Source organism: Clostridium sp. X (genome assembly GCF_055755365.1).
In genome coordinates this window covers 2,565,184-2,588,304 of record NZ_CM146912.1, presented here as the reverse complement: position 1 = coordinate 2,588,304, position 23,121 = coordinate 2,565,184, and the positions used below count along the sequence as shown (strand labels likewise).

Here is a 23,121-nt window from a genome sequence, read left to right as displayed (position 1 = left end):
TTACCAACTTCGCTAAATGTATATTTAGCGAAGTTGGTACACTGAAAAAGGAGGAGACTATGGAATATCAGCTTTCGAATATGTTCAATCCATCTTTACCAGAACATCTAAACGAGTTTTTAACTTATCTCGGAACAATTAAAGGAAAATCACCTAACACAATTTTAGGATATAAATTAGATCTAACTATGTTTTTTAAATTTCTAAAATTGTATAAAGGATTAGTTTCAAAGGATATTAACTTCGACGAAATAATCATAAATGATATAGATAAGTTTTTTATAAGAAAAATAAATTTATCAGACCTATACGCTTTTATATCTTTTGCCGAAAATTACAGAAACAACGGCAATTTTGCTCGTGCCAGAAAAGTTGCTGCATTAAAATCATTCTTTAAATATTTATACGGAAAATCAAAGATATTAGATGAAAACCCCGCTTCTGAACTGGAGTCCCCTAAAACAAATAAAAGAAACCCAGTATACCTTACACTTGACGAAAGCAAATTGCTCCTCTCATCTATAGATGGAGAAAATAAAGAAAGAGATTACTGTATAATAACATTATTTTTAAATTGCGGCTTAAGACTTTCTGAGCTTTGCAGTATAGATATTTCTCGAATAAAAGAAGATACCCTTACTATAATAGGTAAAGGAAATAAAGAACGAACAATATATTTAAATGGCGCATGTTTGAGATCCATAAATTCTTATCTACCTATACGACAACACAAAAACTCTAAGGTAGCAGAAAAAGATAAAGACGCTTTATTTATCAGCAGAAATTATAATAGAATCAATAAAAGAAGTGTTGAGCTATTAGTAAAAAAATACATAGTTAAAGCTGGTCTAGAAAACCAAAAGTTTTCTCCACACAAATTAAGACATACAGCAGCTACTTTAATGTACAAATACGGAAATGTAGATATACGTAGTTTACAAAAAATATTAGGCCACGAAAACATATCTACTACACAAATATACACCCATGTGGATGACGAAACTCTAAGGCATGCAGTTAGTTTAAACCCGCTTAGCGAAGAATAAGTTCTAATAAATAAACGATAAATTTCCATTAATTAATAGTGAATATTAATCAATAGAAAATTATCGTTTTATAAATTGAGCAAAAGCACTATTTAATATTCTTATTTATAACCATTATGCCCGGAAACACTTCACTTATATACTTTCCAGAATTCTCATTTTCTAGAATTTCAGATAATCCATCAATATCATCTATGTATTCTATCTTTATATCTGATTCGTTCAAATCTTTATTTAATTCAGCTAAAGTTTCAATATCTATATCAGAATTACTCTCCCCTTCATCCGCAAAAGTTATATCCTCTTCATCTATAATCTCTTCAATATTAATTGCACGAACATCAAAACCTTGTAATTCTAAACACTTAGCACAATTATTACATTTTTTATTTTCGTTTATATCACATTTAGCACACTCTCCACAGTCGCTGCATGGAATACCTTCTTGAAATATACAAGTTTTTTTCATTTTTTTCCCCTCTTCCATATTTATTCAAACATTATATCAAACTATACCACAATAATCAAGTTTCACAGAACATTAGTTTGATATTGATAAAAATCTATGATATAATTCAAAATATAAGATAAGGAGTGTATAAAATGAATGTGGATAAAAAAGATAAACAAACTGAAATATTTGAGTTTATAAAGAGTCAAATACGCGAAAAAGGATATCCACCTTCCGTTCGCGAAATTTGCAAAGGAGTTGGTCTTAGTTCAACTTCTACTGTACATGGTCATTTAGAACGACTAGAGAAGAAAGGTATGATTAGAAGAGATTCTACAAAACCTAGAACTATAGAAATACTAAAGGATCCTATTATAAACAAAGAAATGATTGACATACCTATTGTAGGAAAAGTAACGGCCGGCGAACCTATTTTAGCTGTTGAAAATATAGAAGACACCTTCCCTATTTCTTTAAATTATATGCCTAGCAATAAAGATCTATTTATTTTAAATGTTTCAGGTGAAAGCATGATCGATGCCGGTATATTCGATGGCGACCTAGCTATAATAGAAAAAACTAATTATGCATCAAACGGTGATATAGTCGTGGCACTAATAGACAACAGTGAAGCAACAATAAAAAGATTTTTCAAAGAAAAAGACTACATACGACTACAACCCGAGAACAAAACTATGACTCCTATATTAGTAAAGAACTGCACAATAGTTGGAAAATTAGTTGGTATTTTTAGAAGATATTAAAAGAATAAATGATTGATTAAACTCAGTCATTTATTCTTTTTTTAATTTATATTTTATTTTAAAATTCTGCTTAAAGCAATCAATATCCCTATCTTTGCATGATCGAAAGTAAGTCCACCTTGCAGATAGGCTATATATGGTTCTCTAATCGGAGCATCGGCCGACAATTCTATTGACGATCCCTGTATAAACGCTCCTGCTGCCATTATTACCTGGTCTGTATATCCAGGCATATCCCAAGGTTCGCAAGCAACAAAAGAATCTATAGGAGATCCAATTTGTATTCCCTTACAAAACTCTATTAATTTATCTTTATCATTAAATTTTATAGCCTGAATTATATCACTTCTTTTATCTGTATAACTAGGCAACACCTCAAAGCCAGCTAACTCCATAATCCTAGAACAAAAGATAGCTCCTTTCAAAGCTTCCATAGTTATATGTGGCGCTAAAAACAAACCCTGATACATAGAACGCATAACTCCAAAAGTAGAACCACACTCACCACCAATTCCCGGAACAGTAAGTCTATAAGCGGATCTTTCCACACATTGTTTAGCTCCAACTATATATCCACCCGTTGGAGTAATCCCTCCACCTATATTCTTTATTAATGATCCTGCTGCTAAATCCGCACCCACATCAGTAGGTTCGATTATATCTATAAATTCTCCATAACAATTATCTACAAAGCAAATTATATTCTCTCTAATACCTTTAACAAAGCTAATTACATTCTTAATATCTTCTATTAATAAAGCTTTTCTCCACCCATATCCTGTAGATCTTTGGATGTGTACTAATTTTATAGTATCATCCTCTTTCAAAACATTCTTAATTTTATTTAAATCCGGTTTTCCTAATTCATTAAGTTCAACTTGTTTATATTTTACTCCAAATTCTTTAAGCGACCCCATACCTTCCTCGGTATCTAATCCAATGATTCCATGAAGAGTATCATAAGGTTTCCCACATATAGAAAGCATAGTATCACCTGGTCTTAAATTTCCAAACAATGCACTTCCAAGTGCATGAGTCCCATTTACAAAATGTGGTCTTACCAGTGCACTCTCACAGTTGAATATTCTAGCATATACCTTATCTAAAGAATCTCTTCCAATGTCTCCATATCCATATCCACTGGAATTCGTGAAATGTGCATCACTTATCCTCTCTTCTTGCATAGCATTTAACACTTTTATTTGATTAAATTCTCTTATCTCATCTAAAGCTTCAAACTCTAATTTTACATCACTTATTGCTTTTTCGTACAATTCTAAAACTCTACTATTAATATGATATTTATTAATTAGATACTCTTTCATTTCATTAATCATATGTATAAACCCCCGAAAATAAATACTAGTCAAGGCACTCCTGACTAGTATTTATATTATCACATAAAAAAAGAATAGGCAAACTAATCGCCTATTCTCTAATTACTATCCTCTTTTGTGAAGAGTATTGGTTTTGCTGGAGATATGGTAGATACTGCATGCTTATATATCATCATCTGTTTTCCTTCACTATCTAAGATTATAGTGAAATTATCAAAACCCGTAACATTACCTTTAAGTTGAAATCCATTTGTTAAATATATAATAACATGAGTTTTATTCTTTCTAGCATTGTTTAAAAATAAGTCTTGAAGATTATTTGTTGGCTTATTCATAAATTTTACCTCCATCGTTTTATATCATAAGTTATTCTATAAAAATAACTAAAATCCTTTATTTTTTAAAATCCTTTTATAAGTGATTTATTATTGTCTTTATACATCTTTTTAAATTGTTCTAATATGACATCGCATACATCATCATCATTTTTATAGTTGTCTTTATCAATCCATATTGCTCTCTTATCTTTTCTAAACCAAGTTAATTGTCGTTTAGCATAATTTCTACTACCCTTTTTTATCATATCTACAGCCTCATTTAACGTAAGCTTTCCATCTAGATAATAAAGGATTTCTTTATATCCAATCCCTTTCATTGATTGCATATTTTCTGTACATCCCATAGTTTTTAATTTCACAACTTCATCTATTAGCCCTTGTTCAATCATCAGATCTACCCTTTCATCGATTCTAGCATATAAATCTTTCCTATTCATGGTTAACACAAAGTAGTATACATTATAAGGTATATCATAAATATCTTGTTCTGAGTTATATTCACTAATTGTCTTTCCTGTGAGTTTATAAACCTCAAGTGCTCTTATAACTCGTTTTAAATCATTTGGATATAACCTATTAAAAGATGCTTCATCTATATCTTTAAGTAAGTCATGAACAAATTCATTACCTTTCTCTTCCGCTAACAACTTCAAGTGTTCCCTATATTCTTCATCCTTATGTGACTGTGCATAGTCATAATTAAAAATTAGTGAATCAATATAAAATCCTGTTCCGCCTACAAGTAGTGGTAATTTATTTTTTTCATTAATTTTATTTATAACTTCTATAGATTTTCGTTTAAACTCTGCTACACTAAAGTCTTCAAGAGGATGAACAAAATCAATTAAATGATGAGGAATACCGTGCTTTTCTTCCTCAGTAATTTTTGCAGAACCTACATCCATATATTTATAAATCTGCATAGAGTCTGCCGAAATAACCTCTCCATTCAATTCTTTAGCCAATTGTATAGATATTTTAGTTTTTCCTATAGCAGTAGGCCCTGCTAATACGAATAAATCTTTCTTCATTTGTAATCTCCTTTATTTCCTAATAAGAAACCACTCTATTAAATTCTTTTAAACCTTTTTTCTATATCCATTAATGACATTTTTATTATTGTAGGTCTTCCATGTGGACAATTAAAAGGCTCCTCTATATATCTTAATTCATCTACTAAAGATGACATTTCCATATGAGATAAAGAATGATTTGCTTTTATAGCAGCTTTGCATGCTAAAGAAGCAATCATATTATACTTTACTTCTGTAATCTTACCTGAACCTAGATTTTTTATATTATCTAATATTTCCAAGAAAAATTCTCTAACACTTACTTTACCCAAGAGCATAGGGGCTTCTCTTATACTTATTGTATTATCGCCAAAATCCTCAATTATAAAACCAGCCTCATTAAGAATTCTAGTATTTTCATTATAATAAACAAACTCCTCTGAATTCAATTCTACAACTAATGGCGTCAATAATATTTGAGAAATAACATTGCTATTTTCAATTTGCTGTTTAAACTTTTCAAACAATATTTTTTCATGAGCTGCATGTTGATCTATCATATAGAATGTACCTGAACTCTCACCTAATATATAAGTATTATTATATTGACCTATAATATTTAACAAAGGGAATTTTGCTTCATTTTCTTTAGGTAATTCTCCTTGAGTCTTAATTTGTTTTTCCTCTTTGGCAGTAGAGAGAGGATCCTCTTTTATAAATAGATTATTACTTTCCATAGATAATTTATCATTATCTAAATAGTTACATTCAATATCATAAGAAATATTACTTTTACCTATTTCTGAATCATGCACTTCTTTAACTAAACTTTTCATATAATTATCACTTTCTAAATCAATGGTTTTTCTTCTTTCATATATGCACTCTTCTTTCAAATCAATAGGCAACTGGACAGACGCAATCTTAGTATTTAACACTTTAGCATTCGCTTCTTCACCATTATCTAAACCATTGTCATTCGTAAGAAAATATGCTTTTACGCTTGCTCCAATAGCTTCATGGACTGCATTAAAAACAGATTTATATATTACTCTCTCATCTTCAAACTTTATTTCTGATTTTGTTGGATGAACATTTACGTCTATAAACTCAGGGTATATATCTAAAAAGATAACAAAAAACGGATGTTTGTTTATTGTTAAAAAAGACTTAAAAGCATTTTCTACAGCAGCAGTAATAAGTCCACTTTTAATAAATCTTTTATTTACAAATATACTTTGATTATTTCTACTTCCTCGACTTATATCAGAATTTCCTATGTATCCATGTACTGATATAATATCAGTATGTTTTTCAAAACCGATTATATTATCATAAATGGTTTTCCCATAAATAGATCGAATCGTATCTTTTACATCACTAGAAGCATACGTAGCAAGTGAACGTTTATTGTTATTATAATATTTAAAAGCTATGTCAGGATTAGCCAAAGCCAATCTACTAACAATATTTGATATTAAGCTAGATTCTCGTTGATCCGATTTTAAGAATTTTTGTCTTGCCGGAACATTAAAGAATAAGTCTCTAATTTCTATAGATGTTCCTACATTACACCCAACATCTTTTATATACTCAGTATTTCCACCTTCTATATATATTTCTTTTCCAAAATCAGCATCTGCAGTACGACTTTTTAAAACTACTTTTGAAACAGCTGCTATACTCGGCAAAGCTTCCCCTCTAAATCCAAAAGTATTAATAGTAAACAAGTCCTCAGCACTAATTATTTTACTAGTACCATGAGTCATGAATGCTTTATGTATGTCTTCACTATGAATTCCTATACCATCATCTATTATTTTCATAGATTTATCATTTTCACTATGAATTTCTACAGTTATATTCTTACTCTCAGCATCAATACTATTTTCAATAATCTCTTTTACTACAGAGGCAGGCCTCTCAACTACTTCACCAGCAGCAATTTTATTTGAAATTTCCTGATTTAATAAATTGATTCTCTTCAACAGATCACATCCTATTATTTTACAAAGATTTAGCTTTATTAATTATCTCATATAACTTATTAAATCCCTCCATAGGATTCATGCTTAATACTTCAATAGAACATATTTCTTTTATAAAATTTTCTCTTCCTATATCATTAAAACCAATTTGCTTTGATTTAGAATCTTCTTTAGCAACTGCTATTTCTTTTATCAAATCAGCTTTAACTTCTAAATTAGTTTCTTTGTTAGTAGTGATTTCACTAGATAAATTTTTTTTATCATTCTTACTTTCAAGAGTATCTAATATTTCTCGTGATCTTACTATAACTTCATCTGGTATTCCCGCTAATTTTGCTACCTCAATTCCATAGGACTCATCTGCGCCCCCTTCAATAATTTTTCTTAGAAAAACAATTTCATTTCGGAGCTTTTTCACAGCTATAGAATAATTTTTCACACCAGATATCTTTCCTTCTAAAGAAGTTAATTCATGATAATGTGTAGCAAACAAAGTTTTACTTCTAAGCTTTGGATTATTACATATAAATTCTATTACAGACCAAGCGATACTCAATCCGTCATATGTACTAGTACCTCTTCCTACTTCATCTAATAAAATAAGACTTTTTGAAGTAGCATTATTTAATATATTTGCAACTTCCCACATTTCAACCATAAAAGTACTTTTTCCTCTAGCTAAATCGTCTGATGCTCCTATTCTTGTAAAAATTTTATCACAAATTGATATAGATGCTTTTTTAGCTGGGACAAAACTTCCAATTTGAGCTAGTAATGTTATTAGTGCTACCTGCCTCATATAGGTTGATTTTCCGGCCATATTAGGTCCTGTAATTAGTATTAACTGTTTATCTTTATCATTTATATAAGTATCATTTGATATGAAAGTATTTCTTGATATCACATTCTCTACAACTGGATGCCTGCCTTCTTCTATATATATCTCCCCATCTTCCTTAATATCAGGTTTACAATAATTATTTTCAAGAGCAACTATAGCAAGTGAACTTAAACAGTCTAATTCTGAAATTAATTTAGCTGTAACTTTCATTCTATCAATATGTTTTTCTACTTCATCTCTAATTTCCACAAAAATGTTGTATTCTAGTTCTATTAACTTTTCTTGAGCTCCTAATATCTTTTCCTCTATTTCCTTTAATTCAGGTGTTATATATCTTTCACAATTAGCTAATGTTTGTTTCCTTATATATCTATTCTCAGGAGCCATACTTAAATTTGATTTCGTTATCTCTATGTAATAGCCAAATATTTTATTGTATCCAACCTTTAGTGACTTTATACCCGTGACATTTCTTTCATTTTGTTCAAGAGATGCAATCCATTCTTTACCATGAAATTTTGCAGTTCTTAACTCATCTATATCTTTATTAAATTTATCTTTTATTATCCCACCCTCTTTTAATGATAGAGCAGGAGATTCTGATATTGCACTTTCTAGTATTTCATATACATCCTCTAATGAGTCCATCCTAGTGCAAATACTTTTTAATAAGTCACTCTGGAAATTAGATAATATATCTTTTATGTAAGGAATTTTTCCGACAGATTGTTTTAAGGATAAAAGTTCTTTTGCGTTAACATTTTTAGAAGAAATCTTGCCTACTAACCTTTCAATATCATAGACCTCTCTTAAACTCCCCTTCAAGTCCTCATATAAAGAAAATTTAGATACTATCTCTTCAACAGCATCAAGGCGATTTTGTATTAACTCTTTATGAATTAATGGTTGCTCTAGCCACTTTCTTAAAAGTCGCCCTCCCATAGCTGTGCTAGTTCTATCTATTACTCCGAGAAGCGATCCTTTTTTAGTTTTATCTCTTAACGTTTCTGATAACTCTAAGTTTCTTCTAGAATTAATATCTATACTTAAATAGTCAATAATATGATAATATTCTATATTATCAATATGTATTAATGTCATCTTTTGTGTTTCTGTTATATAACTTAGTAATCCCCCACAACATTTAATAACTACCTCATCTAACTCCTTAACATCAGTATTACTAAAATGTTTTATTAGCTCTTCTTTATTATCACAAGTAAAAAATTCATTTTTTCTTCTTGTCAAAGTCACCTCAAAGCGTTCACTTATAGCATTTATTACATCTAAATAAATATCATCCTGTATTAATATTTCTTTTGGTTCAAATTTTGATATTTCATCAAGTATTAATGAAATTGCATAGTTCAAAGATGTACATTGAACATCACCAGTAGAAATATCTGCAAAACATACAGAGACTTTATTTTCTTCTATAAAAAGGCTCATTATATAATTATTCTTTGTATCTTCTAAAAAAGCCGAATCTATAAAAGTTCCTGGTGTTATAATTTTTGTTACATCTCTCTTTACAATTCCCTTTGCTTGAGAAGGATCTTCTAGTTGCTCACATATAGCCACCTTATAACCTTTAGTTACTAACCTATTTATATACGAGCTTGAAGCATGATAAGGTATCCCACACATCGGAGCCCTTTTTTCTAATCCACAATCCCTGCCTGTAAGAACTAACTCAAGCTCCCTTGAGGCAATTTCAGCATCTTCAAAAAACATTTCATAAAAGTCACCTAACCTAAAGAATAAAATACACTCTTTATTATTTTCTTTTATTTTGAAGTATTGCTGCATCATAGGTGTAAGTGCCATAAATATTCCTCCTTTTTTTAAAAAATAATATAAAAAGCTCTATATAGAGCTTTTTATATTATCTCACCTACAAGTGAAAATGAGTTCGCTTTAGTAATTTTAACATTAACTAACTTACCTATATAATCTGAGTTTCCGTCAAAGTTAACTAACTTACTAGTTCTTGTTCGACCCATAAGCTTTGTTTCATCATTTTTACTTGGTCCTTCAACTAGAACTTCTACTATTTTACCCTCATATGCTTTATTTTTATTTGCCATACTCTCATTAATAATCTTAATTAAATTATTAAATCTATTACGTTTTGCTTCTTCTGAAACTTGCTCTTCATAACTCGCTGCTGGAGTTCCCTCTCTTTGAGAATAGATAAAGGTAAAGGCTGAGTCAAATTGGATTTCCTCAACTAGCGTTAACGTTTCTTCAAAATCCTCTTCAGTTTCTCCTGGAAACCCAACAATGATATCTGTTGTAATTGCCACATCAGGCATAGCTTTTCTTAATTTACGCACTAAGTTTAAGTAATCTTCTCTTGAATACTTTCTGTTCATTTTTTCAAGAACTCTAGTAGAACCAGATTGTAACGCAAAATGACCATGTTCACAAACTTTATCGCATTCAGCCATAGCATCTATTAATCTTTCAGATACATCTTTTGGATGAGATGTCATAAATCTAATTCTTTCAAGACCATCAACTTTATTAACTTCTCTTAGAAGATCAGCAAAATCCATTTCCCGTTCTAGTCCTTTTCCATAAGAATTAACATTTTGGCCTAAAAGAGTAATTTCTTTATATCCTTTAGAAACTAGATCTTTAATTTCACTTATAATATTTTCTGGTTCTCTGCTTCGCTCTCTTCCTCTTACATAGGGAACTATGCAGTAAGAACAAAAATTATTGCATCCATACATAATTGTAACAAAAGCTTTTACATCACTTTTTCTATCTACCGGTAACCCTTCTACAATATCTTTTTCTTTATCCCATATTTCTATTATTGAATTACCTTCTGTTTTAACACGTTCAATATATTCAGGTAGCTTATACGAATTATAGCTTCCTGCAATAATATCTATGTGTGAGTACTTTTTCATAACCTTATCAGGCATATCTTTTTGTTGCATCATGCATCCAGTAATAACAATTACTAAATTTGGATTATTCTTTTTTAATGCTTTTAAAGCTCCTATGTGTCCAAAAACCTTTAGTTCAGCATTTTCTCTAACACAACAAGTATTAAAAATTATTATATCCGCATCTTCTTTAGTTTCAGTTCTTAAATATCCTATGCCCTTCAAGACTCCCGATATTTTCTCAGAATCCTCTTCGTTCATTTGGCATCCCCAAGTATCTATATAATATCTTTGATTTAAATTGCTCATATGTATTATTCTCCTTCTATAATTTAACTTTAGTAATTATAAATTTAATTTAATTTAATATTTACATTAATTAATTATATATAATTTATCTATAATTTAAAAGAACTTTTATGATATTTTAAGTTACATATATAATATTAATAAGAAATCAAAAAGAAAAGAGCAGGAACTTCTCTTTTCTTCTTACTTATGATTTTAAAAACCATTTTGCATCTTCTGATACTTCTCTAAATCCCACTGATTTATATAAATTTAATGCAGAGCTATTATTTGCATCTACTTTAATCTTTGCCTTACTCTTCCCTTTAGAATAAATTATATTTAAAAGATAGATTAATAGTAATTTGCCATATCCATTATTTCGATATGTTGGCAGAATACCAAAGTTAACAATATAGGGCTGTTTATGGCGCATTATTATTTGCCCATAACCAATATACTCTTTATCTAATTTTAAAAATATAGCTCCATCTTCACAATAATAATCTTGTATTTCATCATAGTATATATCATCTATCTTTAACGGAATTCTATCTTTACTATTAAAAATTTGATTTTGTAAAGCACATCTTAATTTTTCATCTTTACCTATAGTAACTCTTTGAAAATGTATATTCCTAGGGACATTTATTAGTGTATAATCTTTTAGAGAAATTTCCATATCTATTGTACTTTTATTTATTTCAAATCCTATATCTCTTAAAAGTGAGAAGTTGTAATAATTCTTTTCGCAATCGTAAGTTATCCTCGTACATCCCTTAATAGAATTTATTAAATATGAATAAGATTTTATTAAATCCATAGTCTCAAGTATATACATAGATTTTATAGTACATATATAAGGTCCTTTTTTTTCTATCCAAATGTAACCAACATAACAATTATCATATTTTAAAAGCTTGATTTTTTTACACATTAAATATTGAAGGAATTTATTTAACTTATAGTATTCATTCCATAAGTCTCTATTTAAGTTGTTGAATTTATGTTTCAAGCTTTCTAACTTTTTAAATTCCGCTAAATTATACTTATTTAAGTTGCATAGTTCATACATCATTATAAACCTTCTTTATATAAATTAATTTTAGATATAGTTAGTAATATATTCAATATATTCTTCTATGAACTTTTGTTGTAATATACTTTCACCTAATATCTTTTTTAATTTATTGGAATACTTCTGTTCATTCCAATTTTTATGTTTTACATATCGCTTTTTTCCAAGTTTCCAAAACTTATGTGGGAATATTATTAAGGCTAACATAACTTCTAATTCTTCTATAGTTAGTTTATTTACAGAATTATATGATTCAATAATTTTTTTAGCTTTTTCAAAATCCCATGCATAATCTTTTTTACTCATTAGTCTTCTTATAAACTTTCCTAAATCGTTTATTTGTAAATCTATCATTATACTATCTAAATCGATTATATAATAATCCTCATCTTTTTTGATAATATTTTGATAGTAAAAACTATTATGGCAAATAGTTTGTTTTCTACTAGCATTTTCGGACAATCTAAAATATTCAGATTCATTTAAAATCTTAATAGAAAATAATGCTTTATTAAAAAAATAATCTATATTACTTTTATAGTCTATATCAAAATTTCCTTTAATCTTTTTATCATCTATAACTTTGTCAAACTTATATAGTTCATACATCATTTCCTTATAAACCTTAGGCCAATTCTTTAAATTATTTCTTATCTTTAATCTTTTAGTGTTTATTTCATTAACATAGACATGAAATTTAGCTAGAAGTTTAGTACAGTTTATAACTTCCTCTATACTATCTAATTGGCATTCATTTCCCTGTATCCATTCAGTTGCGTAGAAAAAAACTTTTTTATATTTAACAAATAGGTTATTATTCTTAGTTCTTATATATTTAGGAGTGTTAAAGAAGTTATTGTTGTAAAGTTGCTCTACTAATATATTACCATTTTCCGCTTTGTTTTTACCATGTCTAAGCTTTTTAAGACATATACTTCCTAAGCTCGTATTAACTTTATATACACTTCTAGCCTTTTCAACAGATATTACATTAAAATTATACATATATAAAACTTTATTAAGGACTTCCCTCTCTTTACTTGAAAAATCCTGATAATTTATAGTATTATATCTCACTTACTAACTCCCCCTAAACACTATTATTTATTATATATTATTTATTAAAAAAAATATTACTATATATAATTAATAATAGGAAAACACAAGGTAGCTATACTAACTTGTGTTTGGGAATAGCGATTATTAACATGTGTATATGCTTAAACTTAATCTTGCAACTTTCTTATTACCTCTTCAATAATCCAATTTGGGGTAGAAGCTCCTGCTGTAACACCTATATTCCGACTATTATCTATCATTTCTTTCTTTATTTGTTGTGAATTTTCAATAAGCATTGTATTCTCACAGTTAGCTTTACAAATTTCATATAGTTTAGTTGTATTTGAACTATGACGTCCACCTATTACAATCATAGTATCTACTTTCTTCGATAGTTCATGTGCAGCCTTTTGCCTGACCTCAGTAGCACTACATATAGTGTTAAATGCAAGTATCTCTTTACACTTTTTAGCTATTATAGAAATAACTTTTTCCCAGTTTTCTTGTTTTTCTGTAGTTTGTGAGACTACACACACCTTAGGTGGAAGTTTTTCTATATTACTCCCATCTTTAGATACAATAGCCTCATCATTACACCAACCATTAATTCCAATAACCTCTGGATGATTTTTATCTCCAACTATTACTATGGCATAACCCATATCATGATACTTTTCCACTTTTTGTTGTATATGAGATACATATGGGCATGTAGCATCTGCTATAACTAAACCTTTAGATTTGATGCTATTAAATATTTTAGAAGATATGCCATGTGACCTTATAATTATAGTATCGTCTTTTTCTAGGGAATCAATATTATCAATTTCTATAGCTTGAATATCTTTTGATTCCAAAAACTCTACAACATCATTATTATGTATTAATGGACCTAATGTATAAATCCTTTTATTTGATGATTCTCTATTATTTAGAGCTGTTTCAACTGCTCTTTTAACTCCAAAACAAAATCCTGATTTATCTGCTAAAATTACATTTCTCATTTAATCACTACCTTAAAAAATTAATTATTTTTATAAATCTTTACTAATATAATTACATATCTGATTAACTACATCCTCAATAGTTGAGAAGGTAGTATCTAAAGCTATAGCATCATCTGCTTTTCTTAAAGGATCAACTTCTCTATTAGAATCTATATAATCTCTATCTTTTATTTCCTGTAAGATTTTATCATAATCTACATCTAGTTTTTTTCTCACCAACTCTTTATATCTCCTATTTGCTCTTTCCTCTGGAGAAGCAGTTAGATAAAACTTAAATGGTGCATCTTTTAATACAACTGTACCTATGTCTCTTCCATCCATAATAACATTGTATTTTTCAGACATCTTTCTCTGAAGATATACTAGTCGTTGTCTTATTTCTGGTATAGCTGCATACATGGAGACAGTGTTACTTATTTCTGGCATCGTAAGTAAATGATTTACGTTTTCGCCATTTACTATTAAATCATTATCTTCAAAATGCATCTCTAAATCGTTCATTAAATTACATATTCCTATAACATTATCTGGATTAATTCCACGTTCCATAGATTTTAATGTAATAGCCCTATACATTGAGCCAGTATTTATATACATTAAATTAAACCTTTCAGCTACCATTTTAGCTATTGTACTTTTACCCGCACCAGCTGGGCCATCTATTGCAACAGTTATTCTCAATTTTTTGATACCGCCTTTCCAAACTAGACTATATTCTACTCTTTTCTTAAAGTTTAATTAGAATTATGTCATTATAGCTAGTGACTGTTATTCTCCCACATTTATGCCAGCTAAATATCCTGTAGATAATGCAATCTGTATATTAAATCCACCTGTATAGGCATCAACATCTATCATCTCACCGGCAAAATATAAATTGTTTATTAACTTAGACTTCATTGTAGAAGGATCAATTTCTTTTACATTTACTCCTCCTGAAGTTATTATAGCTTCCTTAATTGGTCTTAATCCTTTAATATTTAGTTCAAAGTTTTGAATTAAATTAACAAATACTTTTCTTTCTTCTTTAGTAATAGAATTTACTTTTTTATCTTCCGGTATATTACTTAAGGAGATTATAGTTGCTATAATCTTTTGAGGAAATAACTCATCTAACGCGTTTTTAAAATCTTTATTAGAGTATTTTTTAAAATCTTTTTGTATTCTTTTATCTAAGTCCTCACTTGTTAGTGCTGGCTTTAAGTTAATTACTGCTTTTAGATTTGAGTTGCTATTTACAACTCTACTTCCACTTAAAACAATTGGTCCAGAAATACCATAGTGAGTAAAAATCATTTCACCAAATTCTTCATATAATAGTTTATTTTTTGAGTCTTTAATTTGAAAATTAACATTTTTCAAAGATAAGCCCTGCAAGTTTTTTATCCATTCCTCTTTAACCTCAATAGGAATTAAAGCTGGTTTTAATTTTACTATACTATGTCCTAAAGTTTTAGCAAAATCTAGTCCTTCACCTGTAGATCCAGTTAGAGGGTAGGATACTCCTCCTGTTGCAAAAATAAAATAGTCTCCCTTAACTTCTCTATTATCTTCAAGAATAAGTTTAACTATTTCTTTATCTTTATAAACTAAATCCTTAACTTTCGCATTTAGCATCACATCTACATTGTTATTTCGAAGTGATTTTTCAAAAGCTTTTATTATATCAGAAGATTTATCAGATTTAGGAAATACTCTGTCGCCTCTTTCTACTTTTAATTCAACATCTAAATCTTTGAAAAAACTTTTAGTATCTTCATTTGTAAAAGAATATAAGCTACTATATAAGAAGCTAGGGTTTACAGGTATATTGTCAAAAAAATCACCTATATCTTTATTATTAGTAACATTACATCTTCCTTTTCCAGTAATAAAAAGCTTTTTACCAAGTTTTTCATTTTTATCTAAAAGAACAACTTTATTTTTCTTACTAGCATAAATGGCTGCCATCATGCCAGCGGGACCTCCGCCAATAACTACAACTTTATTCATTAGTGCACCTCTTTATACATCTTTATATTATCTTAAACCTTCAGTATTATAATTTAATATAGTAAATAACTTTATTCAAGTATATTAAATCTACTTAATATATAAATAAAGTAAGAAATTATCCAATAACTTCTTACTTTGTTTTATAATAACTAACCTTCACTTTTATATGAATATACTTGATATTCTTCCCATATGTTTTCAAGTTCTTTAAATAAATTTGATATATTGTCTTTTTCTCTTAATCCAACCGCAACAATCAGTGCATTAATTACACTTAAAGGAGCCACTAAAGAATCTACAAAAGATGCCATATTGCTTTGAGCAATTAACGTATAATCTGCTTTTGTAGCTAATGGGGACAATAAACTATCAGTTATTGCAACTACCGTTGTTCCTTTACTTCTAGCAAAAGATAAAGCCTCAATAGTTCTAGCAGCATATCTTGGAAATCCAATCCCTATTACTAAATCTTCTTTTGTTATATTTATCATTTGATCAAAAACATCACTTATTCCGTGTTTTACAACTTTTACATTGTCTAAAATCATATTTAAATAAAAACCAAAAAATTCAGCTAAAACTGTAGAACTTCTAAGCCCAATTATGTATATACTCTTTGCTTTAAAAATATTATCTACTATGTCTTCAAAATCCTTATGATTTATTTTTTCCAAAGTAGATCTTATGTTTTCCATATCAGCCTTCAAAACACCTTTTAAAGCATTTTCTTGATTTATTAAGTTATTAGATATTTCAATTCTTTGTACAGTGGTGAGTTTGTTTTTAATTAAATCATGAAGAGCCTTTTGTAATTTAGGATAACCACTAAATCCAAGTTCATTTGCAAATCTAACTACAGTAGATTCACTAACTCCTACACTAGTTCCAAGTTTTGCAGCAGTCATAAAAGCTGCTTTATCGTAATGCTTTAATATATATTCAGCAATTAGCTTTTGTCCTTTACTCAATCTTGGAAATTTCATCTGTATTGTTCTCATCAAATCCTGAGTACTGTCATCCATTATGTTCAATCCTTTCTTATCTTGCAACGAAATGAAACTTTTATTTCATTTTACCAGCAACTACAATTTTTATCAATATAAAGTGCATATTTATATGAATATATAATGTAAAACGATATTAAAACATTAAAATTATAAGTTTTTTAAATAATTTATTTCATTTTCATTCAAATATCTCCAAGATCCCTTTTTTAAATTTCCTAAAGTAATCTTTCCAACGGAAATTCTTTTTAAAGATAATACAGGATGACCTATCGCTTCGCACATTTTTCTAACCTGTCTATTTTTGCCCTCATGTATAGTAATAGATACCTTACATTTATCATCTAATGTATCTATTATTTTAAACTCTGCTTTAGCAGTAATATAGTCTCCAATGTCAACACCATTACAAAATCTTCTAACTTCATCATCACTAGGAACCTCTTTAATAACGGCAATATACACTTTATTAATTTCTTCTCTTGGATGTATTACTTTATTATATATATCACCATCATTTGTTAAAAGAAGTAATCCAGATGTATTATAGTCTAATCTACCGATAGGAAAAACCCTTTCCTTTACTTTAACTATATCTAATATTGTTTCTCTTCCTTTTTCATCTTTTACTGTAGATACATATCCTTCTGGTTTATTTAAAGCTATATATACCTTATTTTTCTCTAAAGTTATTGGCTTTAAATCAATACATACTTTATCTAATGTAGGATCAACTTTAAAACCTAACTCAGTTATTTTTATATCATTAACCCTTACCCTACCCTCTTGTATAATTTCTTCGCATTTTCTTCGAGACGCCACGCCACATGCAGCCATATATTTTTGAAGTCTTTCTTCCATATTTAATCCCCTTTGTTGAAGTATTTGTTTTAATACTCAATTACTCCTATGTTTTAATCTAGGTATGTTAAAAAGCATATTTATCGATTCAAACTCTGTTTATGGAAATAATTATATATTCTTTTTTTAGTTTAATCAAATTTTTATAATATATTTAAGGTTTACATTTAAATATAGTTTACATAATAATTATTATGTAAACTATAATAAAGGATATACTAGTATTTTAATATATCCTTCTTCCCATAATCCTCTTTATTATATCTATTTTTTTGTATCCTAGCTTATATTTACGTATCTCTGAAGCTATCAATTTTATTTGCATTGGATTAATTTGTACAAGCTTAGCTATTTCATCTAAATTATAGTAATCTTCTACAAGTATAGTTAGTAATTTTTCTTGCATATCCTTTTTAAGCTTTAAATCAAATATTCTGTTCTTATGTGGTCCATCTTCTCCTCTATGATGTACATCACATAGATATATATAATTAAGGGGTATATCTATTCCTCCCTGATTTTTATATACAATATGATGTCTTTCTCCTAGTTCACCGCAGATAATACATTTAGTCATCTTTTCCTCCTAAATACATATACTCTTTATATATTATTTTAATATATAAAACTTTCCGATTATATAGTATTTCTTATTCCATTAATATCTATCTAATAAAAAGTTATTAAATTTTAGGTTTATTGTCTTTTAAATTGACAAATGTTATATTAGAAGGAAATATAACATTTGGGAAGGAAGATAAATAAATGTCTAAATACGAACTTATTGCTACTGCAGCTTTTGGCCTAGAATCTATTGTTGGAAAAGAATTAAAACGTCTAGGTTATAAAGATTTAAAGATTGAAAATGGAAAGGTTACCTATTTTGGTGATGAAGAGAGTATATGTAAATCTAATCTTTGGCTTCGATGTGCAGATAGAGTTTTTATAAAGCTAGCAGAATTCAAAGCAACTAGCTTTGAAGAACTATTTCAAGGAACTAAAGCTATCCCTTGGGATGATTATTTACCTGAGGATTCAAACTTTATTATAAATGCTAAATCAGTAAAGTCACAACTTTTTAGCTTATCCGATATACAATCTATTGTAAAAAAATCTATTGTAGAAAAATTAAAAGAATCCTATAACATTGAATGGTTTGAAGAGACTGGAAGTAAATATCCAATTTTAGTATCAATACTAGATGATGTTGTTACAATATTATTAGATACTAGCGGAGATGCTCTACATAAAAGAGGATACAGAGAAAAAGGTAGTGCCGCTCCATTAAAAGAAACTCTAGCAGCAGCTCTAGTAATGCTTAGTAATTGGAGATATGACAGAAACTTTATTGATCCCTTCTGTGGATCTGGAACCATTCCTATTGAAGCAGCTTTAATAGCTAGAAATATAGCTCCAGGACTTAATAGATCTTTTGTTTGTGAAAACTGGGATTTTATAATATCTAGTTTAACTTGGAAAAAAGTGAGAAAAGAAGCCTACGAAGCAATAATCTATGATAAAGAGTTTAAAATCTTTGGATATGACATAGATAGTAGAGTTATACCAATAGCTAGAGAAAATGCTGTAAAAGCAGGAGTAGATGATTGTATACACTTTCAAACACAGCCCGTATCTGACTTAAGTTCTAATAAACAATACGGGACTATTGTTTGTAATCCTCCATATGGTGAGAGATTAAATGAAATAGCTGAGGTTCAAAAACTATACAAGGAAATGGGTCAAAGCTTTAAAAGACTTGAAAATTGGTCATATTATATCATTACTTCTTATGATAAGTTCGAAGATTATTTCGGAAAAAAATCAGATAAAAATAGAAAATTATATAATGGAAGAATTCAATGTTATTACTATCAATATATTACTCCTTATCCACCAAAAAAAGCATAATCCATACCTAGTAACTATTACTTATATAAATTTTTCTATAGTTTTATTTTTATCCAGGTACGTCCCTGGATAACGATTTCTAAGCTCCAGGTAGAGCGAAAAACTCCACCTGAAGCCAAGAACTCTGTTTATTAAGGTTAGCAATATGTATAACTGGAGGTAATCAAATTGGCATTTATAAAAGCATGTTTATTTGACCTTGATGGTGTTATAGTTGATACAGCAAAATATCATTTCTTAGCATGGAAACGACTTGCAGATGAACTTAATATTAAATTTACTGTAGAAGATAATGAAAAATTAAAGGGTTTAAGCAGATTAGATTCCCTCAATATGATTTTAGAAATAGGTGGACTTCAGTTAGATGAATCTCAGAAACTAATATTAGCGGATAAAAAAAATAATTGGTATGTAGATTATATCTCTAAAATTACTGCTATCGAAATACTACCAGGTGTAATAGAGTTTTTAGAATTATTAAAACAAAATAATTACAAAATTGCACTAGGCTCTTCAAGTAAAAATTCTATGATCATACTTAATAACTTAGGCTTAACTCATTATTTTGATTCAATAATTGATGGAACCAAAGTTATTAATGCTAAACCAAATCCTGAAGTATTTTTAAAATGTGCACATTCTTTGGGTGTTGCACCTGAAGAATGTGTAGTTTTTGAGGATGGTATCGCTGGAATAACAGCTTCAAAAAATGCTAATATATTTGTAATAGGCATTGGCTCAAAAGATAGTTTAAAAGACGCAGATTTAGTAATAGACGGACTTGATAAAATGACATTAGAAATGCTTAGCTCATTAGGCCATTTAACTAATATTAGTTAATTATACTTGTATTTATTATATATTATTTACGGATACTCAAATAAATTTTTATATAGGAGATGATATTCTCAATGAAGCAATATCTTAAATTAGATGAATGGAGCATAATTGAAGAAAATTTTAATCCTGATAATAATGAAGTCTCTGAAAGTATTTTTAGCCTTGGTAATGGATTTATGGGGCAAAGAGCTAACTTTGAAGAAAGTTATAGCGGTACATCTCTCGAGGGAAGTTATATTGCTGGTATTTATTATCCTGATAAAACTCGAGTTGGATGGTGGAAAAATGGTTACCCAGAATACTTTGCCAAAGTTCTAAACTCTACAAATTGGATTGGAATAAATATTGAAGTCAATGGTAAAGTTTTAGATTTATCAAAATGTAAAATAAATGATTTTAGAAGAGTTCTTAATATGAAAGAAGGTTATTTAGAAAGAAGTTTTAAAGCACTCTTATCTAATGGCAATGAAATAAAAGTGCTAGCTAAACGTTTTTTAAGTATGATCAGACCTGAAGTTGGAGCTATAAAATATTCTATAACCCCTTTAAATTTTAATGGAATTATAAATATAACTCCCTGTTTAGATGGAGATATCGTTAATAGAGATTCTAACTATGAAGAAAAGTTCTGGAATGAAATATCTAAAGAAAGCCATCCTTATGAAGGATATATAATGTTAAAAACTAAAAAATTAGATTTCTATATATCTTCGTATATGAAATTTAATATAAGAAAGAACAATAATGAAATTGCTACTATTCCTAAAATAATAACAAAAGAAAAGTACGTAGCAAATTCAATTTCTATTAATTGTTTAATAGATGAGGAGATTACAATATATAAGTACGTAGCTACTACCTCTTCTAGGTATTATAATGTAGATGAACTCACTAGTATAGCTAAGCAAATTGCACTAAAAGCCTCAACAGATGGATTTGATAAATTGCTTAAGGAACAAAGAACTGCTTGGGCTAATAAGTGGAAACAAAACGATATAATAATCGAAGGTGATCTTGCTGCTCAACAAGCGATAAGATTCAATATTTTTCAATTAAATCAAACTTATACTGGTGACGATGAAAGATTAAATATAGGTCCTAAAGGATTTACAGGTGAAAAATACGGAGGGAGTACATACTGGGATACAGAAGCTTATTGTATCCCATTTTATTTAAGTACTTCACATGAGAAAGTCTCAAGAAACTTATTGATTTATAGATATAATCAGCTATCCAAGGCAATTGAAAATGCAAAAAAGCTCGGCTTTAATAATGGTGCTGCACTATATCCCATGGTAACTATGAATGGAGAGGAATGTCATAACGAATGGGAAATTACTTTTGAAGAAATCCATCGAAACGGCGCTATTGCCTATGCTATTTACAACTACGTTAATTATACTGGCAATAATACCTATTTAATTGATTATGGATTAGAAGTACTTATTGCTATATCTAGATTTTGGGCCCAAAGAGTTAGCTTTTCTAATGCTAAAAATCAATATGTAATCCTTGGTGTTACAGGACCAAATGAATATGAAAATAATGTAAATAATAATTGGTATACCAATAAACTTGCAACTTGGACACTACAATATACTACCGAAGTTATCTCCTACCTTAAAGAAAATACACCTGATAAATTAGAAAAATTACTATATAAACTTAATATATCTCTTGAAGAAATTCATAAATGGAAGGATATCATTAATAATATGTATTATCCTTCAGCTGAAAAGTTAGGAATATTTCTACAGCAAGAGGGATATATGGATAAAGAACAGGTTTTAGTAAAAGATTTAGATGAAAAAGACTTACCATTAAATCAAAAATGGTCGTGGGATAGAATACTTCGTTCATGCTTTATAAAGCAAGCAGATGTACTTCAAGGCTTATATCTCTTTGAGAACAACTACGATGTGGAAACTATTAAAAGAAACTTCGAATTTTATGAACCTAGAACTGTTCATGAGTCTTCATTATCTCCTTGTATTCATTCTATTTTAGCTGCTAAAATAGGTGACTACAAGAAATCCTATGAAATGTACTTAAGAACTTCTAGACTTGATTTAGATAACTATAACAATGATACAAGTGATGGATGCCATATTACTAGTATGGCTGGAACTTGGATGTCCGTTGTACAAGGATTTGCTGGACTAAGAATAAAAGATAATAAAATTAAGCTTGATCCATTTATTCCTAATCATTGGACTTTATATTCCTTTAAAATAATATTTAGAAATTCTTTATTAAAAATAAGTATTTCTAAAGACAATATTATAATTAAAAATGAAGGTCATAGTGAAACTGAATTAGTAATCTATGATAATAAGTATATCTTAAAAAGTAATAAATCAATTACAGTGAAAAAATAAATGCTTGGAGAAAGATTTCTCCAAG

The 23,121-nt window shown here is 28.7% G+C and carries 19 protein-coding genes and 1 pseudogene; 5 read left to right on the top strand and 15 right to left on the bottom strand.

Translation table 11 applies throughout. The features are described 5' to 3' along the window. Nucleotides 1–59 precede the first annotated feature (59 nt). On the top strand, nt 60–1,046 hold the full coding sequence (locus ACX0KU_RS13080; RefSeq protein ID WP_472990417.1) for a tyrosine recombinase XerC: 987 nt from the start codon (nt 60–62) through the stop codon (nt 1,044–1,046). Between the two features lie 88 nt (nt 1,047–1,134). Here ACX0KU_RS13080 and ACX0KU_RS13075 read toward each other — a convergent pair whose 3' ends face one another. Then, nucleotides 1,135–1,515 (bottom strand): hypothetical protein, encoded by a 381-nt coding sequence (locus ACX0KU_RS13075; protein WP_472990416.1) that lies wholly within the window; start codon nt 1,513–1,515, stop codon nt 1,135–1,137. A 134-nt stretch (nt 1,516–1,649) separates the two neighbouring features. Here ACX0KU_RS13075 and lexA point away from each other — a divergent pair, with 134 nt between their 5' ends. Continuing rightward, on the top strand, nt 1,650–2,261 hold the full coding sequence (lexA, locus tag ACX0KU_RS13070; RefSeq protein WP_472990415.1) for a transcriptional repressor LexA: 612 nt from the start codon (nt 1,650–1,652) through the stop codon (nt 2,259–2,261). 53 nt (nt 2,262–2,314) lie between these two features. On the opposite strand, the gene ACX0KU_RS13065 is transcribed toward lexA, so the two are convergent. From ACX0KU_RS13065 to ACX0KU_RS13000, 14 genes and pseudogenes are all read right to left on the bottom strand, one after another. Next, entirely contained in the window at nt 2,315–3,598 is a 1,284-nt protein-coding gene (locus ACX0KU_RS13065) for a methionine gamma-lyase family protein (RefSeq protein ID WP_472990414.1), read from the bottom strand. A 98-nt stretch (nt 3,599–3,696) separates the two neighbouring features. Beyond that, entirely contained in the window at nt 3,697–3,933 is a 237-nt protein-coding gene (gene hfq, locus ACX0KU_RS13060) for an RNA chaperone Hfq (RefSeq protein WP_472990413.1), read from the bottom strand. A 65-nt stretch (nt 3,934–3,998) separates the two neighbouring features. Beyond that, entirely contained in the window at nt 3,999–4,967 is a 969-nt protein-coding gene (miaA, locus tag ACX0KU_RS13055; protein ID WP_472990412.1) for a tRNA (adenosine(37)-N6)-dimethylallyltransferase MiaA, read from the bottom strand. A 38-nt stretch (nt 4,968–5,005) separates the two neighbouring features. After that, a complete protein-coding gene (gene mutL, locus ACX0KU_RS13050; RefSeq protein ID WP_472990411.1) occupies nt 5,006–6,937 on the bottom strand; it encodes a DNA mismatch repair endonuclease MutL in 1,932 nt (643 codons plus the stop codon). Nucleotides 6,938–6,956: 19 nt separating this feature from the next. Beyond that, a complete protein-coding gene (gene mutS / locus ACX0KU_RS13045; protein ID WP_472990410.1) occupies nt 6,957–9,605 on the bottom strand; it encodes a DNA mismatch repair protein MutS in 2,649 nt (882 codons plus the stop codon). A gap of 53 nt (nt 9,606–9,658) precedes the next feature. Next, on the bottom strand, nt 9,659–10,987 hold the full coding sequence (miaB, locus tag ACX0KU_RS13040; protein ID WP_472990409.1) for a tRNA (N6-isopentenyl adenosine(37)-C2)-methylthiotransferase MiaB: 1,329 nt from the start codon (nt 10,985–10,987) through the stop codon (nt 9,659–9,661). 187 nt (nt 10,988–11,174) lie between these two features. After that, nucleotides 11,175–12,044 carry a GNAT family N-acetyltransferase gene (locus ACX0KU_RS13035; protein ID WP_472990408.1) on the bottom strand — a complete coding sequence of 290 codons (870 nt, stop codon included), beginning with the start codon at nt 12,042–12,044 and terminating at the stop codon, nt 11,175–11,177. Between the two features lie 27 nt (nt 12,045–12,071). Beyond that, nucleotides 12,072–13,121 (bottom strand): CotS family spore coat protein, encoded by a 1,050-nt coding sequence (locus ACX0KU_RS13030; RefSeq protein WP_472990407.1) that lies wholly within the window; start codon nt 13,119–13,121, stop codon nt 12,072–12,074. 152 nt (nt 13,122–13,273) lie between these two features. Further along, a pseudogene (locus ACX0KU_RS13025) lies at nt 13,274–14,107 on the bottom strand (4-hydroxy-3-methylbut-2-enyl diphosphate reductase); the annotation flags it as partial. A 30-nt stretch (nt 14,108–14,137) separates the two neighbouring features. Beyond that, nucleotides 14,138–14,800: a (d)CMP kinase gene (gene cmk, locus ACX0KU_RS13020; RefSeq protein ID WP_472992454.1), complete on the bottom strand. Its 663-nt coding sequence runs from the start codon at nt 14,798–14,800 to the stop codon at nt 14,138–14,140. Between the two features lie 78 nt (nt 14,801–14,878). After that, nucleotides 14,879–16,102, bottom strand: coding sequence for a BaiN/RdsA family NAD(P)/FAD-dependent oxidoreductase (locus ACX0KU_RS13015; RefSeq protein WP_472990406.1), 1,224 nt, complete (start codon nt 16,100–16,102; stop codon nt 14,879–14,881). A 152-nt stretch (nt 16,103–16,254) separates the two neighbouring features. Further along, nucleotides 16,255–17,127, bottom strand: coding sequence for a MurR/RpiR family transcriptional regulator (locus ACX0KU_RS13010; protein WP_472992453.1), 873 nt, complete (start codon nt 17,125–17,127; stop codon nt 16,255–16,257). A gap of 132 nt (nt 17,128–17,259) precedes the next feature. After that, nucleotides 17,260–17,970: a pseudouridine synthase gene (locus ACX0KU_RS13005; RefSeq protein WP_472990405.1), complete on the bottom strand. Its 711-nt coding sequence runs from the start codon at nt 17,968–17,970 to the stop codon at nt 17,260–17,262. A gap of 226 nt (nt 17,971–18,196) precedes the next feature. Beyond that, nucleotides 18,197–18,547 (bottom strand): HNH endonuclease, encoded by a 351-nt coding sequence (locus tag ACX0KU_RS13000; RefSeq protein ID WP_472990404.1) that lies wholly within the window; start codon nt 18,545–18,547, stop codon nt 18,197–18,199. 188 nt (nt 18,548–18,735) lie between these two features. On the opposite strand from ACX0KU_RS13000, the gene ACX0KU_RS12995 reads away from it, so the two are divergent. The 3 genes from ACX0KU_RS12995 (at nt 18,736) to ACX0KU_RS12985 (ending at nt 23,096) form a co-directional block, all read left to right on the top strand. After that, a complete protein-coding gene (locus ACX0KU_RS12995) occupies nt 18,736–19,878 on the top strand; it encodes a THUMP domain-containing class I SAM-dependent RNA methyltransferase (protein ID WP_472990403.1) in 1,143 nt (380 codons plus the stop codon). Nucleotides 19,879–20,046: 168 nt separating this feature from the next. Further along, on the top strand, nt 20,047–20,718 hold the full coding sequence (pgmB, locus tag ACX0KU_RS12990; RefSeq protein WP_472990402.1) for a beta-phosphoglucomutase: 672 nt from the start codon (nt 20,047–20,049) through the stop codon (nt 20,716–20,718). Nucleotides 20,719–20,789: 71 nt separating this feature from the next. Beyond that, on the top strand, nt 20,790–23,096 hold the full coding sequence (locus ACX0KU_RS12985; RefSeq protein WP_472990401.1) for a glycoside hydrolase family 65 protein: 2,307 nt from the start codon (nt 20,790–20,792) through the stop codon (nt 23,094–23,096). Nucleotides 23,097–23,121: the final 25 nt, after the last annotated feature.

Excerpts from the sequence above, each read along its gene's own strand:
- ACX0KU_RS13015 (WP_472990406.1), bottom strand. The coding sequence starts at position 16,102 with ATGAATAAAGTTGTAGTTATTGGCGGAGGTCCCGCTGGCATGATGGCA.
- hfq (WP_472990413.1), bottom strand. The coding sequence starts at position 3,933 with ATGAATAAGCCAACAAATAATCTTCAAGACTTATTTTTAAACAATGCT.
- ACX0KU_RS13065 (WP_472990414.1), bottom strand. The coding sequence starts at position 3,598 with ATGATTAATGAAATGAAAGAGTATCTAATTAATAAATATCATATTAAT.
- miaA (WP_472990412.1), bottom strand. The coding sequence starts at position 4,967 with ATGAAGAAAGATTTATTCGTATTAGCAGGGCCTACTGCTATAGGAAAA.
- ACX0KU_RS13080 (WP_472990417.1), top strand. The coding sequence starts at position 60 with ATGGAATATCAGCTTTCGAATATGTTCAATCCATCTTTACCAGAACAT.
- ACX0KU_RS13035 (WP_472990408.1), bottom strand. The coding sequence starts at position 12,044 with ATGATGTATGAACTATGCAACTTAAATAAGTATAATTTAGCGGAATTT.
- ACX0KU_RS13010 (WP_472992453.1), bottom strand. The coding sequence starts at position 17,127 with ATGGATGACAGTACTCAGGATTTGATGAGAACAATACAGATGAAATTT.
- ACX0KU_RS12995 (WP_472990403.1), top strand. The coding sequence starts at position 18,736 with ATGTCTAAATACGAACTTATTGCTACTGCAGCTTTTGGCCTAGAATCT.
- lexA (WP_472990415.1), top strand. The coding sequence starts at position 1,650 with ATGAATGTGGATAAAAAAGATAAACAAACTGAAATATTTGAGTTTATA.
- ACX0KU_RS12985 (WP_472990401.1), top strand. The coding sequence starts at position 20,790 with ATGAAGCAATATCTTAAATTAGATGAATGGAGCATAATTGAAGAAAAT.
- ACX0KU_RS13075 (WP_472990416.1), bottom strand. The coding sequence starts at position 1,515 with ATGAAAAAAACTTGTATATTTCAAGAAGGTATTCCATGCAGCGACTGT.
- miaB (WP_472990409.1), bottom strand. The coding sequence starts at position 10,987 with ATGAGCAATTTAAATCAAAGATATTATATAGATACTTGGGGATGCCAA.
- ACX0KU_RS13005 (WP_472990405.1), bottom strand. The coding sequence starts at position 17,970 with ATGGAAGAAAGACTTCAAAAATATATGGCTGCATGTGGCGTGGCGTCT.
- ACX0KU_RS13000 (WP_472990404.1), bottom strand. The coding sequence starts at position 18,547 with ATGACTAAATGTATTATCTGCGGTGAACTAGGAGAAAGACATCATATT.
- mutS (WP_472990410.1), bottom strand. The coding sequence starts at position 9,605 with ATGGCACTTACACCTATGATGCAGCAATACTTCAAAATAAAAGAAAAT.